This window comes from Nonomuraea longicatena (assembly GCF_039525605.1).
In the GTDB taxonomy this organism is placed as follows: domain Bacteria; phylum Actinomycetota; class Actinomycetes; order Streptosporangiales; family Streptosporangiaceae; genus Nonomuraea; species Nonomuraea longicatena.
Genome location: NZ_BAAAHQ010000023.1, coordinates 387,621 through 401,431, shown reverse-complemented (window position 1 = coordinate 401,431; position 13,811 = coordinate 387,621). Strand labels below are relative to the sequence as shown.

Here is a 13,811-nt window from a genome sequence, read left to right as displayed (position 1 = left end):
GAGGATGTGGGCGCTGACGGTGCCGCTGCTGGTGGCGGGCCTGACGCAGATCATCGTCAACATCGTGGACACGGTCATGCTGGCCAGGTACTCCACTGCGGCACTGGGTGCCTTCGCCCTGGCCTCGCCGGTGTACCTGGTCGCCCTGGTCGTGGTGCGGGGGTGGGCGACCGCCGTGCAGATCACGGTCGCACAGGCCCACGGGGCCGGGAACCCGGCGGCGGTGGTGCGGATCGTCCGGGTGGGCCTGGCCACGTCGTTCGGTGCCGGAATCGCCGTCGGTGCCGTGCTCGCGGCCGTCGCCGAGCCGGTGCTGATCGTGCTGGGCGCCCCTCCGGAACTGGTCGGCCCCGGGGTGGCGTACCTGCGGGTACTGGCGTTCGCGGTACCGTTCGCCGCCGCGTCGTTCACTCTGCAGAGCGCCTGTTCGGGGATCGGGGTGACGCGGGCGGCCATGTGGCACGCGCTGCTGGTCAACGCGGTGAACCTGCCGCTCGGGCTGTGGCTGATCTTCTCCGCCGGGCTCGGCGTCACCGGGGCGGCGCTGGCCACGCTGGCCTCCACCTCGGTCGGTGCCGCCTTCCTTCTGGTGTACGCGCGGGCCCGGCTGCCGCGCGGCACCGGTGCCGGTTTCGACGGCGCCCCGGTGGCCGGGCGGCTCTGGCGGCTCGGCTGGCCGGAGATGGGCGCCATGGGGATCGGCTACCTCAACGAGGCCCTGATCGCGGGTTTCGCCGCCCGGATGGGTACTCCGGAACTGGCCGCCTACCGTGTCGTCGACAACCTGCTGCTGATCGTCTTCACCGTCATGGCCTCGGCGTCGGCGTCCGTGTCCATCCTGGCCGGGCAGGCGGTCGGCGCGGGCCAACCGGAGCTGGCCGTCCGGTGGCGGCGTACCGGCCTCCGACTGCTGCTGCTCGTGTACGCCGGACCGGCGGCCCTGATCCTCGCCGGTGGGACGGCGCTGCCCACTCTGTTCGCCGGCGGTCCGGAGGTGGCGGCGCTGGCGTGGTCGGCGGTGCCGCTCGCCCTGTTGAGCCTGGCGCCGATGGTGCCCGCCATGGTGTACGGCAGCTATCTGCGGGCCCTCGGCGACACCCGGTCGGTGATGATCGCGAACGTCGCCGGCGACTACCTGGTGCTCCTCCCGCTGAGCTGGCTGCTGGGGGTGCACCTCGGCCTCGGGCTCACCGGGATCTACGCGGCGTGGATCGCCTTCGCGGTCATTCTGACCGCACTGCTCCGGTTCCGTATCGCCGTACCGGTTCGTGATACCGTACGGTCATGATGACTGCTGTGGAGCGAAAGCGGCGGGCGGGCGGGGACAACCGCGTCCGCGTGCTCGACCAGGTGGTGTCCGTGCTGGTGGTGCGCGGATACGAGCGCACCCGCTTTCGCGATGTGTCCGAGGCGAGCGGAGTCGCGGTGAGCACCCTGCAGGGCTACTTCGGCTCCCGCGAGGACATGCTGATCGAGGCCCTCCAGCACTCGACGACCACCGAGGTCGCCGAGATGGAGCGGCTCGCCGAAGGCTTCGAGGACCCGTGGCGGCGGCTGAGCGCGCTCGCGGAGCGGGGGCTGGCCACGCCGGTGCCGGTGTGGCGGATGCTGATGGAGTTCTGGACCGCCGCCGCGCACGACGAGGAACTGCGCAGGCACAGCGAGCGGCTCGACGAGCGCTACCGCCGCCCCTTCGTCTCCGCCGTGGAGCGCGGTGTCGAGGCGGGGACCTTCACTCCTCGCGACAGCGCCGGCGCGGTGGTCGACGTCCTGATCGCCGCGATGGACGGCCTGCTCTACCCGCGTGTCCTCGGCATCGGGCGCACCCCGGCGGAGGACTACCACCGGGTCGTCATGGCGCAGCTGGCCTGGTCGCTGGGGGTGGCGGAATGACAGTCCTGGTGACCGGCGCGAGCGGCAAGGTCGGGCGGCGCGTGGTCGACGCGCTCACCCGGCGCGGCCGCCGGGTGCGCCCTGGGTCGCGCCGCAGCGCCGTACGGCTGGACTGGGCCGACCCGGCGACCTGGCAGCAGGCCCTCGACGGGGTCGAGTCGGTGTTCCTGCTGGTCCCCGGCGGCGATGACGGACACCGGTCGGTGGCGGGCGTCGGCGAGCGCGTCGTGAGCTTCGTGGAGGCGGCCGAGTCGGCGGGGGTCGGCAAGATCGTGCTGATGACGGCGCTGGGCATGCAGTACGCGCCCGCCGAGGTCGAGCAGCGGGCGGTGGAGCTCCGGGTCATCGGCGGCGCGATGAGCTGGACCGTCCTGCGGCCGAACTGGTTCTTCCAGAACCTCACCGAAGGCCCGCTCCGCGCACTGGCCGAGGCGGCGGACGGGACGCTGCGCGTACCCTGCGGCGACGCGGCGGTGAGCTTCATCGACGCCCGCGACATCGCCGACGCGGCCGCGGAAGCGCTGCTGGGCGCGCACGGCGGACGGGAGTACGACCTGACCGGCCCGGACAGCCTCACCTTCGCCGAGGTCGCGGGCCGATGCGCGCGGGCCACGCTGCCGATCCGGGGCTACGAGCCGGTCGACGACGAGGGGTTCCGGCAGGCGGCCGCCGCCCTGGGCTGGGACGGCGACTACATCGACACGGTCAGCGGGCTGTTCGCGGCCATCGCCTCCGGAGCCGCCGCCGACGTCACCGATGACGTCCCGGCGCTGCTGGGGCGCCCGGCGTACCACTTGGACGACTTCCTGCTCGGCCTCCCGCCAGAACAGGGAAGATGAAGATCGATCTGCGTCCCTGCCAACCCTCGGTACTGGAGCCGGCCAGGTGACTCACTCGGCCAGGGCGAGTACGGCGCTGAGCGCTGCGCCCCCGTCGAGCAGGGCTCTGGAGCGCGCCGCGATGGCGGCGGCGCGGGCGGCCAGCGCGGCGGCGACCTCCTCCGACCGGCGGGCCGGCCGCAGCTCCGGCATGAGGGCCCGGATGGCCGGGATGCGGTATCCGGCCTTGCGGAGCTGGTGCACGATCCGCGCGTCCCGCACCTGGGCCGGGGTGTAGACCCGCACCGCCCGCGCGGGAGCGCGGTCGGGGACGACCAGCCCCTCCGCGTGCCAATGGCGCAGGGTCGAGGGGCGCAGGCCGAGGGCGTCCGCCAGTTCCGAGACGTTCATCGCGTCCGACGCGCGCACGTCCGCGATCGGCTCGGCGGAGATCGCCCGCGCGGCCGCCTCGGCCTCCCGCAACTCGGTTCGCTCCACGTCGAGCCGGGCGTGCGCCGCGTCGAGCAGGGCGAGCACCCGCTCCACCCCGGGCAGGTGGACGGCCCGCACCATCTCCTTGGCCTCGACCGGACCGGCGCCCGCCGCCAGGGCGCGGTAGGCCAGCGCGGACCGCACGTGGATCTCGCCGTAGACGCGGTAGCCCGCAGCCGTGCGCACCGCCGGCGGCAGGACCCCGTCGCGTTCGAGGTTGCGAATCTGCTGGACGGAGTACCCGGCCCGCCGTGCGACATCGACCGTACGCAGGTTGCTCGATTTGCGACTTTGCACCCCGAAACCCCGCCATCTCTGCAGCCAAGTCTCCATAAGCACTTCAATGCAACGCTAGAGCACATGACCATGGATGAGATCATTGACTTCGTGGACGGCCTCGACGGCGTCCTCACCGTCAGCGCGACACCCGACGACGGCTCCTCGCCCGAAGTGAGCTGGGGCGACACGTTCTTCTTCTACGCACCCGACGGGGTCATGCCGACGGCGACGCAGCCGTTCGCGACGGTCGTCACCAAGAACCTCCCCGGCGACGAACTGTCGCAGCTCGACCGACCGGGAGTGTTCCGGGTGAACATTGCCGTGGGAAAGGAGGAGTTCGCCCGGCGTACCGGATATCCGGCACGCGAGTTCCCCGTCGCCGGAACCGACCCCAGCGCCGCCGACACCCTGATGGCGCACCCCGTCTACGGCGCCCAAGGCTGGCTGGCGGTGGTGAACCCGGACGAGCACACCGGGGCGGCGACGCTGGAACTGCTGCGTACGGCCTACGGGCTGGCCCGCGCCCGCTACGAGCGGCGCGGCTGAGCGGCCCCTGAGAACCGGGCGGCCAGGCCGCCGAGGACACAGTCGAGGCCATCGGCGAACTCCGCGTCGCGGCCGGCGACCGGGTCCTGGCCGCGCCGGGCGGCATACAGTTCGCGCAGCCGGGGGTGCTCGCGAACGGCCTGCTCGGCGGCGGGCCACAGGCGGGCCGCCCACTCCCGCTCGTCCTGACCGCTGCGGGCCAGCTTCGCCAGCCACGCGGCCTCGGCGGACGATCTGCCGATGACGTAGGCCACGACCACGTTGAGCGCCAGGTCGGCCGCCTCCAGCGAGAAGCCACCTTGCTCGAACGCGGCCAGGACGGCCTCGTTCTGCCTGATCACGTTCGGACCCAGATAGGCGACGCCCGTCTCGCTGAGCACGGAGGCGATCCACGGGTGGCGCAGGACCGTGGCCCGCAGGCTGTGGGCGTAGCGGGCGACGGCCGCGTACCAGCCGGCCGGATCGTCTGCGGCGGGCGGCTCGACCTCGCCGTAGACGCGGTCGACGACCAGTTCGATCAGCTCGTCCTTGTTGGCCACGTGCGTGTACACGGAGGTGGCTCCGGCGTTGAGGCGGGTGCCGAGCCTGCGCATGCTCAGGGCGTCGAGGCCCTCGGCGTCCAGCAGGTCGAACGCGGCGGACACGATCTGCTCGCGGCTCAGCGGCGGCTGCTCGCGACGGGGCCGCTGCGGGCGGGTCCACACCGACGGGTACGGCTCCGGCATGTGTTCTCCCTCGTCACAGTGTGTCCGAACAGTGTACGGGTTGCCCAACGGCAGATGATGTCCGTACAGTGTGCGGACCATCGAACACTGTACGGATCGTGAGGAGTCGTTCATGCCGCCCTTCGACACCGGCCATTGGCAGGCCAGGCTCGACGAACTGCGGGCCCGCCACCGCGTGCCCGGGGCCGCGCTGGCCGTCCTGGCCGACGGGGTGGTCCACGAACTGGCCGGCGGCGTGCTGCACCGGGGAACCGGGGTCGAGGCCACGGCCGACTCGGTGTTCCCGGTGGGTTCGCTGGCCAAGCCGTACACGGCGACGCTGGTGATGCGCCTGGCCGACACCGGAGCCCTCGACCTGGACGCGCCCGTGGTCGGCGTGCTGCCGGAGTTCGCCACCCCCGACCCGTCGGCCACCGAGGCGATCACCGTGCGGCAACTCCTGTCGCACACCGGAGGGGTGACCAACGACTTCACCCACGACTCGGGCCGGGGCGACGACTGCCTGGCCAAGTACGTCGAGGCCGCCAGGGACGTGGCACTCGACCTCCCGCCGGGGGCCGCCTACTCCTACGGCAGCCTCGGGTACGTCGTGCTCGGCCGCATCGTCGAGGTGCTCACCGGCGGCACCTGGGACCGGGCGCTCAAGGACCTGATCTTCGAACCGCTCGGGCTCGGGCACTCGATGACACTGCCGGAGGAGGCGCTGCGCTTCCGCGCCGCGATGGGCCACCTCGGCGGACTCGGCGAGGATCCCGTCCCGGCGCCGGTCTGGGACCTGATGCCGCGCTCCGCGGGCCCGTACGGGCGGGTCATCGTCTCGGCGGGCGACGTCGCCCGCTTCGCCCGCATGCACCTGTCGGGCGGCCTCGCCCCCGACGGCACCCGCGTCCTGTCCTCGGAGGCGGTCGCCGCCATGCGGCGGCGCGTGGTGGACAGCCCGGACAAGTGGTCCATGTCCGCGGACGGCTGGGGCCTGGGCTGGGCCCTGTACGACTGGGACGGCGTCACCGGCTTCGGCCACGACGGCAGTACGGGCACCCAGCAGTCCTACCTGCGCGTCATCCCGGACGCGGGCGTGGCGCTCGTGCTGCTCGCCAACAGCAACACCGCCAGCAGGCTGTACGCCGACCTGTTCGCCGAACTGCTGGCCGAGTTGGCGGGTGTGCGCATGCCGCCGCCCTTCGCTCCCCCGGCGAACCCGCCCGAGGTGGACATCACCCCGTGGGTGGGCACGTACCGGCGAGAGGGCGTCGTCACGACCGTCGGCCGCGCCGCCGGTGGCGGGGCGCGCCTGCGCCTTGAGTTCGTGGACGGGATGCGGGAGGTCGTCGAGCGCATGCCGGATGTCCCACCCTGGCTGGAGGCGGACCTGACGCCGCTGTCGCCGACGGTGTTCGCCGTCTCGGGCGGCGTGTTCGGTGAGGACCACGTCCCGGTGGTCTTCTCCACCCTGACCGACGGGACGCCGTGCGTGTACGTCAGCATGCGCGCCGCCCGCAGAACCGGCTGAGGACCCCTCCTCTTCGGCCGCACCGCGGACGTGTTCGCGATCGACGACACCTGGGCCCTACGCCGCTACCGGCACGGCGGGCCTCACCCCGCCGGGTGGAGGGCGGGGCGGAGTTCGGCCCAGGCCCAGGCGCCGAGGGTCGTGTCCGTCGTGGTCAGGGTGGTGCGGGGCTGTTCTGGGACGAAGCCCTCGCGCAGTCCGGTCGACATGCCCATGACGGCCTCGACCTGCGGTGGTGTCATGCCGAAGCCGGTCAGTGTCGTGCGCATGGCGTCGTCGCCGACGCGGTGGGCGGTGACCGGACGCCCCAGCACCTCGCCGACCACGGCGAGGGCGTCGTCCCAGGACAGGTCCTGCGGACCGTGGACGGCCCGCACCCGGCGGCCCGCCGCGCCGGGGCGCAGCAGCAGGGAAGCGGCCACCATGGCGATGTCGCCGGGCGCGACCCACGGGAACGGCTCGCCGGTGGGGCGCAGCACGGCCACGCTGCCTGCCCGGATGGCCTCCAGTTCGAACAGCAGGTTGCTGTAGAAGTAGCCGCACCGCAGGTGGGTGACGGCCGGTTCGGCGAGGGCGTCGAGGGCCTCCTCCACGCGGGCCAGGCCGTCGATCTCCCCGGCACCCGTACGCAGTTCGGCCCCCACGCTGCTCTGCAGGACGGTGTGCGGGACGCGGTTCTCCGCGACCGAGGCGGCGACGGCAGCGCCGACCTCGGCGTACGCCGCGACGGGGTCGTCGCTCTGGCCGGGCGGCACGATCAGGTACAGCGCGTCCACGCCCCGGGTCACCGCGGTGACGGACCGGACGTCCCGAAGGTCGACCTCGCGGGCGTCGACGAGATCGCCCCAGGCCGCGCGGGCCCGCTCGGGGTGGCGGGTCAGCAGCCGGGGACGGATCCCCGCACGGACGAGGTGCCCGACGAGCGGGCGGCCGACATTGCCTGACGGTGCGGTTACAGCGATTTCCATGGCTGTCACCGTACGGGGAGATGTGGCCGGAATCTGGCCTGGATCACGCGGGACACCGTAACGTTCGTCAGAGTCGGCCGCGCCCTCGTGCACAACAGGGCCGGACCCCTTGCCGAAAACGATCTTGGATCTTACCGTTCGATCATGCGGAAGTTAGTTTCGGTGGTAAGCATGCTGCTGACGATGGCCTTCGTGCTCGCGACGGCCCCCACGGCGAACGCGGCCCAGGTCCCGGCCCGGGGCGACGGTCAGCGGCCGACCCTGCTGGTCCACGGCTTCGACCGCGAGGCCGACACCAACTGCGCCGGTTCCTGGCGCACCGTGAAGGACACGCTGCTGGCCAACGGCTGGAGCGAGGTCCGTACCTTCGGCTACTACAACCGATCGACCAACTGCGACCTCGGCTTCGCCGGAACCACCGACACCCGGGTCCAGGAGGTCGGCCGCCGCCTGGCATGGACGGTCTACGACGCGTACTCGGTGCACGGGGTCGCGGTGGACATCATGGGCCACTCGCTGGGCGGCCTGGTCGCCAAGGCGGCGATCGAGGGCGTGAACCGCTACGGCGGCAACGGCACCGGCGACTGGCCGCCGCATCTGTACGTCGAGGACATCGTCACCTTCTCCACGCCGCACAAGGGCATCACCGGCTGGGTCGAGGTGTGCGCGCTGACCCACGAGCAGTGCAGTGACATGCGTCAGGGCAGCGGCTTCCTGAGCTGGCTGGGCAAGGAGCCGGACTCGCAGATGGGCACCGACTACACCTTCCTCGGCTCGGACTCCGACACGACGGTCAGGCCGGACTCGGCCACGAACGGCCGCCGTGCCGACCACTGGAGCTGGTACTACAAGAACCGGACCGGCGGCTCCATGGACCACACGGCCATCCGCAACACCGCGACCGGATCCTGGGACACCCTGTCGGGCGACCACTCGGCCACGCGGACGCGCGCGTGGGGCGATGCTCCGGTGCTGCGTGGCATGCAGGCGCTGTTCAGCCATCAACTCGCCTGAGCGGCACACCGCCAAGCTCGCCCGGTGGGCGAGCTTGGCGGATCGCCGGACGTTCCTTAAAGAGGTCGATTCTTCTGTTTATCGAGCGTACGGCGCGGGGGCGGCACAGTGGTGGCCATGAGGTTTCTCGTACTGAACGCCGCCGGGGCCCAGGGCGGCGCCGTGGCCCGCCGCCTGCTCGCGGAGGGCCTGCCGGTGCGCGGTTTCTCCCGCAGCGGCACCGTCCCGGAGGGCGCCGCCTCCGCCATGGGCGATCTGAGCGATCCGGAGGCGGTCAAGGCCGCCTTCGCCGGAGTCGAGCGTGCCTCGGTGACGCTGCCCATGGTCTACGACCCCGCGACGGTCGAGGGGTACGCGCGCAACATCCGGGACGCCGCGCTGACCGCCGGGGTGAGCCGCCTGGTCGTCAACACCGCCAACCGGCTGCCCGAGGGCGAGAGCGGGTCCCCCGCCTTCGAGACCCGGCGGGCGGCCGTACGGATCCTGCGCGCGGCCGGACTGCCGGTGGTGGAACTGCGCCCCGCCGTCTACCTGGACAATCTGGCCGCCCCCTGGGTCACGGGCCCGCTGGCGGACGAGCGCGTGCTGGCCTACCCGCTGCCCGCCGACCTGCCGGTGGCCTGGCTCTCCCATGAGGATCTGGCCGCCTTCACACTCGCCGCCCTGGTCGACGACGGTCTGGACGGCGCCGCCCTCGACCTCGGCCCGGAGACGGCCGTCACCGGAACAGAACTGGCCGAGGCCGTCGGCGCCCGCTACCTCGCCCAGGACGTCACCGCGTTCGAGACCGCCCTGGCCGCGCAGGCGGGGCCGCAGGCGGCCGCCGCCATCGCCGCCACCTACCGCCGTGCCGCCGCCGACCGCACGTTGCTGGCCGCCGACCCGTCCGTCCTCGACCTGCTGGGCGTACGGCCGACCCCGCCGCGCACCTGGCTGGCCGCCCAGCCCTGGGCCCGGCCGTGACCGGCGAACCCGAGTCGGAGATCGAGGCCGAGATCATCCGTCATCACCGGGTGATCGAGCGCTGGCTGTCGGGCGCGGCCACTGCAGAGGAGTTCGGATCCTTCGCCGAGGCGCACGCCGGCGGCTTCACCCTCACGGACCCCGACGGCACCACGCTCACCCGCGCGCAGGTGCTGGCGCGGGTCGAGGGTCTGCACGGCGCGGCGCCCGGGCTGCGCATCGACATCCGCCGGGCGCGCGTGGTGGCCTCGGAGGGGCCGCTGGTGGTGGCCGCCTTCGAGGAGTGGCAGCAGAACGCCGTCCGCCAGTCCACCGCGATCCTGCTCAGGGACGGAGCGCAACTGCGCTGGCTGCACCTGCACGAGACCTGGATGCCGCCCAGCCCGCCGGCGCGAGTTCCCGCCGAATAGCCTGCCCGGCCGCGCGGTGCTCGGCGGCCGGGTCGCTCTCGTCGAGGACCGCGGCGATGCCCTCGTGCCTCCTTGTGCCGGTTGCCCAGATTCGGGGCCAGTTCGAGGGCCTCGCGGTGCAGCCGCAGCGCCAGTGGCAGATGCCCGCACAACCGCAGCACCTCGTCCAGGCCCACCAGCCGGTTGCGGCTGGTGACCAGGACGACGGACGGCCAGCCGCCGGACAGCAGGTGGCGGACGTGGTCGGCGTCGACGGCGTTGTCGAGGACCACGGCGGCCCGCCGCCTGGCCAGCTCGGACCGCCAGCACGCGGCCGGTCGCTCGATCCCTTCCCTGGGCACCCTCTCCGAGGGGACGTCGAGCGCGGTGCGGAGTCGGCGTCCAGCGGCCCCCGTCCCTCGGTGAACCCGTGCAGGTCCACGTAGAGCTGGGCGTCCGGGTAGTCGGCGGCGAGCCGGTGTGCGGCGTGCACGGCCAGGCAGGTCTTGCCGACGCCCGCCATCCGTCGATGGCGACCACACGGTGGCCGTCGACCGCGGCGAGCACGGCGGCGAGCGCGGCGGCGCGGCCGGTGAAGTCTGGCGCGTCGCGCGGCAGGTCGTTGCGTGGCGGAATCCGTCGTCCTGCCCGACGCGATGCGGCCGATCGAGGAGATCTTCGAGGCGGCGCGCTCCGGCGGGAGGCTCCGCACTTCTCCGGGCCGGAGCGGCTGGCCGACCGGCCGGACGCGGTGAACGACGAGATGTCGGACGCCGACCGGGTACTTGCCGAGCGAATCCACGCCGTCATCAGGGCCACCGCGCCCGAGCTCACGCCGAAGCCCTGGTACGGCATGCCGTCCTACGCCAGGAACGGCAAGATCGTGTGCTTCTTCCAGAGCGCGGACACGTTCAAGGCCAGGTACGCGACCCTCGGTTTCAACGACGCGGCCAACCTCGACGAGGGCACCATGTGGCCGACCGCTTTCGCGCTGACGGTGCTGACCGCCGACGACGAGGCCCGGATCAGCGCGCTCGTGAAGCGGGCGGCGAGCTGAGATCCGGGCCGCGACAGCGTGCCGGGCGGCAGGCGGGCTCTGCCTGCCGGCCCTGGCCGGCTGTCTGGCCGACCGGCGGGTTTGGACCCCGGTACTGCGGCCCGCCGACCGGCCAGACGTTCAGTGGGTCAGCCTCAGGACAGGCGGACGGGCAGCGACTTGATGCCGTTGACGAAGTTCGAGCGCAGCCGGCGGACGTCGTCCGTCTGGCGGATCTTCGGGAAACGGATGGCCAGCTGCTCGAACAGGATGTGGAGCTCCATCTTGGCCAGGTGGCTGCCGATGCAGAAGTGCGGGCCGCCGCCGCCGTAGCCGATGTGCGGGTTCGGGTCGCGGCCGATGTCGAACGTCTCCGGGTCGGGGAAGGCCAGCGCGTCGCGGTTGGCCGAGGCGTAGAAGACGACGACCTTGTCGTTCTCGCGGATCTGCTGCCCGCCCAGCGTCAGGTCGGCGGTGGCCGTACGGCGGAACATGTTCACCGGCGAGACCCAGCGGACGATCTCGTCGGCCGCCGGGCGGGCCAGCGTCGGGTCGGCGACGAGGCGCTCCCACTGCCGGGGGTGCTCGAACAGGGCGAGCATGCCGCCGGAGGCGGCGTTGCGGGTGGTGTCGTTGCCCGCGATGACCAGGAGGTGGACGAACAGGTTGAACTCGTTGGGGGCCATGGTCTGGCCGTTCTCGTCGGGCGCGAGCAGCTTGCCGACGATGTCGTCACGCGGCTCGGCCCGGCGCTGGGCGGCGAGTTGCTGGGCGTAGGCGTACAGCTCCCGCTCGGCCACACCGTCCTCCTCGGGGGAGGCGAGGTAGTCGGTGTCGGTGGCACCGACGATGCGGTTGGACCAGTCGTACATCTTGCCCCAGTCGGAGGCCGGGACGCCGAGAAGCTCGCAGATGACGTACAGCGGCAGCGGCGCGGCGACCTCCTCGACGAAGTCGACCTCTCCCGAGCACGTGTCGAGAAGGTCGTCGCAGATGTCGCGGATGCGCTGCTCAAGGTTGTTGATGTTGCGCGCGGTGAAGCCCCGGTTCACCAGCTGGCGGCGGCGCGTGTGCTCCGGCGGGTCCTGGTTGAGCATCATCAGGCGCTGGAAGGGCAGTTGCTCCTCCGGCAGCTCGTCGAAGAAGGCCAGGCGCCGCTCGGAGGAGAACAGGTCGGAGTTCCTGGAGACGTGGACGACGTCTTCGTACCTGGTCACCGCCCAGAATTCGGGCTCGCCCTGGTGGCGGTGGACCGGGTCGTTCTCTCTCAGCCAGCGCAACTGCCGGTGCGGCGGTCCGCCCGCCGCGTACGTGTCCAGGTCGATGAGATCGATCTGCATTTACTCCCCGCCTTATCCGGGTGTCGTTAATTCGTCGACGCGCGATTCGCTGGGTGTCTCCGGCTGCGCGATGGGTGCGTGCAGCGCATCCGGATCCGGGTTCCCGCGATTCGCGAAATCGTCGTCGCAGCTCGGCCTGCAACTTGGACCAGACTTTTTCGTTCGTTCGGAGATTAAGGTCATGCGATCTTGCGCGTCAAGTCGAATGCCCTGGTCGAAGCGTCCAGAGAATTGCACTCGCCTGTAGCCGAACGCAAAATTTGTCGGATGATCAGCATCCGTTCTATCGGTAAACGCAAATGACCGCGAGCAGCGGTCATATTTCATTCCGGCCGTACGGCCGCCAAGCCGGTGAATGGACCGCGCCATGCCCGGTAATCGTCCGGCAGGCGCGCGCAAGCGGCCGTTCTCACGAGTAACGGATGCCGAGGCGTGCGTCGAGCCCGCCGACGAAGCCGGCGAGCGTCTCGTGGTCGGGCACCCGCCCGCAGCACACGTAGATCCGCTCCCGGAACCCATTGCGCCAGTCGAGGGCGGTGACGTGCTGGCCTATCGCGCCCTCGTGGCCGCGCTGCCCGCCGCGAAGACCGTCTACGGCGTGTTCGACGGGTACACCGACGCCCGTACGCGCACGACCTGGCCGACGCCGGAGGCGATGGTGGCCGCCTACGCCGCCGACCTGCGCCCGCTCGTCGGCGAGGGCGGCTGCCATCTCGTGAGCTGGTCCCTCGGCGGGGTCCTCGCCCATGCCGTGGCCGAGGAACTGGAGCGGACGGGGGTGCGGGTCCGTTCGGTGTCCATCTGGGACGCCGACGTGCCGGCCGTACGCGACCGCCCGCCGGAGCCCGACTTCGCGGCCGGTGCCCCTGTCCGTCCTCGGCTCGCTGGCGCCGGAGGGCATGAGCCTGTCCGCGCAGGACCGGGCGCGGCTGCGCGCCGGATTCGGCACCGGCGCGGACCGCGACCCGGGCGGCTGGGCTCTCGACACGGCCGAGGCGTTGTTGGGCGTCCGGCCCGCCGTCGAGGCGCGGGCGGTGGCCGAGCGCGCCGTGGTGGCCGCCCTGCACGCCTGGCTGTTCTCCGGCTGGCGGCCGGGAACCGTCGCGGCGCCGCTGTGGGTGGTGTGGGCGGGCGAGTCGATCGACCGGGGGCTCGTCACGAGAACCGACTGGGCGGCGCACACCCGCGCCCCGGTCCGAGCGGATCGCGTCGAGGGCGGGCACTACGACGTCCTGCGCCACCCGCTCGTCGCCAAGCTGGCCGTCGACCTGGCCGACTCCACTACTTGACGAATGAGAGCAAGTACTTGCTCTCATTCGTCAAGTGAGCACGGCTGATCATGTGGCGTTGGCGAACGAACTGGCCGAACTGGTCGGCCGGCGGGTCCTGGACCCGCTGGAGATCCTCTTCGGCTCCGCCGAGCAGGTCGATCCCCTCAGAGATCGCCTGCGAATCGAGGCCGAGGTCTGGGCCGCCCAGCTCCTGGGTCCGGACGGCGACCTCGCCGTCCGGACCTCGGCGCGGCTGATCGCCGCGATCTTCCCCGGCGACGGCCCCTTCGACCCCTCGGACGAGTGGTGGAGCACCCCCTTCGGCCGCGCCGTGGCCAGACGGGCAGGCCACCCGGGCCTGGACGCGGTGTCGTTCGCCACGGCGGGCGCGATGCTCGGCATCACCCGGCAAGGCGTCCACGACCTCGTGCGTCGCGACCTCGCCGGCCTGCCGCCGCACTTCCGGGTAGCCGAGCTGGAGGGGAGTCACGACATGCTCGCCGAGCGGCCCGGGGACGTCGCCGCCCTGATCGCGGGCTTCCTCGGCGGCGGGCAGGCGGTTTGAAT

The 13,811-nt window shown here is 72.2% G+C and carries 15 protein-coding genes and 1 pseudogene; 12 read left to right on the top strand and 4 right to left on the bottom strand.

Annotated features, from left to right (window positions below; all coding sequences use genetic code 11):
- Positions 1 to 4: 4 nt before the first annotated feature.
- Genes ABD120_RS23070 through ABD120_RS23060 form a run of 3 tightly spaced genes read left to right on the top strand, consistent with a single transcriptional unit; the run spans position 5 to position 2,732 of the window.
- The gene (locus tag ABD120_RS23070; protein WP_343952191.1) at positions 5 to 1,288 is read left to right on the top strand and encodes an MATE family efflux transporter; all 1,284 of its coding nucleotides are present in this window, start codon (positions 5 to 7) and stop codon (positions 1,286 to 1,288) included.
- Positions 1,285 to 1,893 carry a TetR/AcrR family transcriptional regulator gene (locus ABD120_RS23065; protein WP_343952065.1) on the top strand — a complete coding sequence of 203 codons (609 nt, stop codon included), beginning with the start codon at positions 1,285 to 1,287 and terminating at the stop codon, positions 1,891 to 1,893. Before ABD120_RS23070 ends, ABD120_RS23065 begins: the two co-directional genes overlap by 4 nt.
- On the top strand, positions 1,890 to 2,732 hold the full coding sequence (locus tag ABD120_RS23060) for an NAD(P)H-binding protein (protein ID WP_343952064.1): 843 nt from the start codon (positions 1,890 to 1,892) through the stop codon (positions 2,730 to 2,732). Before ABD120_RS23065 ends, ABD120_RS23060 begins: the two co-directional genes overlap by 4 nt.
- A gap of 51 nt (positions 2,733 to 2,783) precedes the next feature.
- On the opposite strand, the gene ABD120_RS23055 is transcribed toward ABD120_RS23060, so the two are convergent.
- On the bottom strand, positions 2,784 to 3,500 hold the full coding sequence (locus tag ABD120_RS23055; RefSeq protein WP_343952063.1) for a MerR family transcriptional regulator: 717 nt from the start codon (positions 3,498 to 3,500) through the stop codon (positions 2,784 to 2,786).
- Between the two features lie 69 nt (positions 3,501 to 3,569).
- Between ABD120_RS23055 and ABD120_RS23050 the strand changes: the two genes are divergently transcribed.
- Positions 3,570 to 4,028, top strand: a complete 459-nt coding sequence (locus tag ABD120_RS23050) for a DUF6194 family protein (protein ID WP_343952062.1) — start codon at positions 3,570 to 3,572, stop codon at positions 4,026 to 4,028.
- On the opposite strand, the gene ABD120_RS23045 is transcribed toward ABD120_RS23050, so the two are convergent.
- On the bottom strand, positions 4,010 to 4,753 hold the full coding sequence (locus ABD120_RS23045; RefSeq protein WP_343952061.1) for a TetR/AcrR family transcriptional regulator: 744 nt from the start codon (positions 4,751 to 4,753) through the stop codon (positions 4,010 to 4,012). The genes ABD120_RS23050 and ABD120_RS23045 overlap by 19 nt on opposite strands.
- 112 nt (positions 4,754 to 4,865) lie before the next feature.
- On the opposite strand from ABD120_RS23045, the gene ABD120_RS23040 reads away from it, so the two are divergent.
- On the top strand, positions 4,866 to 6,263 hold the full coding sequence (locus ABD120_RS23040; protein WP_343952060.1) for a serine hydrolase domain-containing protein: 1,398 nt from the start codon (positions 4,866 to 4,868) through the stop codon (positions 6,261 to 6,263).
- An 83-nt stretch (positions 6,264 to 6,346) separates the two neighbouring features.
- Here ABD120_RS23040 and ABD120_RS23035 read toward each other — a convergent pair whose 3' ends face one another.
- Positions 6,347 to 7,231: an NmrA family NAD(P)-binding protein gene (locus tag ABD120_RS23035; protein ID WP_343952059.1), complete on the bottom strand. Its 885-nt coding sequence runs from the start codon at positions 7,229 to 7,231 to the stop codon at positions 6,347 to 6,349.
- A gap of 144 nt (positions 7,232 to 7,375) precedes the next feature.
- Here ABD120_RS23035 and ABD120_RS23030 point away from each other — a divergent pair, with 144 nt between their 5' ends.
- The 4 genes from ABD120_RS23030 (at position 7,376) to ABD120_RS23015 (ending at position 10,654) form a co-directional block, all read left to right on the top strand.
- Positions 7,376 to 8,245: an esterase/lipase family protein gene (locus ABD120_RS23030; RefSeq protein WP_343952058.1), complete on the top strand. Its 870-nt coding sequence runs from the start codon at positions 7,376 to 7,378 to the stop codon at positions 8,243 to 8,245.
- A 117-nt stretch (positions 8,246 to 8,362) separates the two neighbouring features.
- Positions 8,363 to 9,208 (top strand): SDR family oxidoreductase, encoded by an 846-nt coding sequence (locus tag ABD120_RS23025; RefSeq protein ID WP_343952057.1) that lies wholly within the window; start codon positions 8,363 to 8,365, stop codon positions 9,206 to 9,208.
- Positions 9,205 to 9,618 carry a DUF4440 domain-containing protein gene (locus ABD120_RS23020; protein WP_343952056.1) on the top strand — a complete coding sequence of 138 codons (414 nt, stop codon included), beginning with the start codon at positions 9,205 to 9,207 and terminating at the stop codon, positions 9,616 to 9,618. The genes ABD120_RS23025 and ABD120_RS23020 overlap by 4 nt, the downstream gene beginning before the upstream one ends.
- Before the next feature lie 409 nt (positions 9,619 to 10,027).
- Positions 10,028 to 10,654: an iron chaperone gene (locus tag ABD120_RS23015; protein ID WP_343952055.1), complete on the top strand. Its 627-nt coding sequence runs from the start codon at positions 10,028 to 10,030 to the stop codon at positions 10,652 to 10,654.
- 134 nt (positions 10,655 to 10,788) lie between these two features.
- On the opposite strand, the gene ABD120_RS23010 is transcribed toward ABD120_RS23015, so the two are convergent.
- Positions 10,789 to 11,973, bottom strand: a complete 1,185-nt coding sequence (locus ABD120_RS23010) for a cytochrome P450 (protein WP_343952054.1) — start codon at positions 11,971 to 11,973, stop codon at positions 10,789 to 10,791.
- 355 nt (positions 11,974 to 12,328) lie between these two features.
- On the opposite strand from ABD120_RS23010, the pseudogene ABD120_RS39870 reads away from it, so the two are divergent.
- From ABD120_RS39870 to ABD120_RS22995, 3 genes and pseudogenes are all read left to right on the top strand, one after another.
- Positions 12,329 to 12,748 (top strand): annotated as a pseudogene (locus ABD120_RS39870) (thioesterase domain-containing protein); the annotation flags it as partial.
- 85 nt (positions 12,749 to 12,833) lie between these two features.
- Positions 12,834 to 13,262 (top strand): hypothetical protein, encoded by a 429-nt coding sequence (locus tag ABD120_RS23000; protein ID WP_343952052.1) that lies wholly within the window; start codon positions 12,834 to 12,836, stop codon positions 13,260 to 13,262.
- A gap of 34 nt (positions 13,263 to 13,296) precedes the next feature.
- The gene (locus ABD120_RS22995) at positions 13,297 to 13,809 is read left to right on the top strand and encodes a hypothetical protein (protein WP_343952051.1); all 513 of its coding nucleotides are present in this window, start codon (positions 13,297 to 13,299) and stop codon (positions 13,807 to 13,809) included.
- Positions 13,810 to 13,811 lie beyond the last annotated feature (2 nt).

Coding starts and splice junctions, on each gene's coding strand:
- ABD120_RS23070 (WP_343952191.1), top strand. CDS start 5: ATGTGGGCGCTGACGGTGCCGCTGCTGGTGGCGGGCCTGACGCAGATC.
- ABD120_RS23065 (WP_343952065.1), top strand. CDS start 1,285: ATGATGACTGCTGTGGAGCGAAAGCGGCGGGCGGGCGGGGACAACCGC.
- ABD120_RS23060 (WP_343952064.1), top strand. CDS start 1,890: ATGACAGTCCTGGTGACCGGCGCGAGCGGCAAGGTCGGGCGGCGCGTG.
- ABD120_RS23050 (WP_343952062.1), top strand. CDS start 3,570: ATGGATGAGATCATTGACTTCGTGGACGGCCTCGACGGCGTCCTCACC.
- ABD120_RS23045 (WP_343952061.1), bottom strand. CDS start 4,753: ATGCCGGAGCCGTACCCGTCGGTGTGGACCCGCCCGCAGCGGCCCCGT.
- ABD120_RS23040 (WP_343952060.1), top strand. CDS start 4,866: ATGCCGCCCTTCGACACCGGCCATTGGCAGGCCAGGCTCGACGAACTG.
- ABD120_RS23035 (WP_343952059.1), bottom strand. CDS start 7,231: ATGGAAATCGCTGTAACCGCACCGTCAGGCAATGTCGGCCGCCCGCTC.
- ABD120_RS23030 (WP_343952058.1), top strand. CDS start 7,376: ATGCGGAAGTTAGTTTCGGTGGTAAGCATGCTGCTGACGATGGCCTTC.
- ABD120_RS23025 (WP_343952057.1), top strand. CDS start 8,363: ATGAGGTTTCTCGTACTGAACGCCGCCGGGGCCCAGGGCGGCGCCGTG.
- ABD120_RS23010 (WP_343952054.1), bottom strand. CDS start 11,973: ATGCAGATCGATCTCATCGACCTGGACACGTACGCGGCGGGCGGACCG.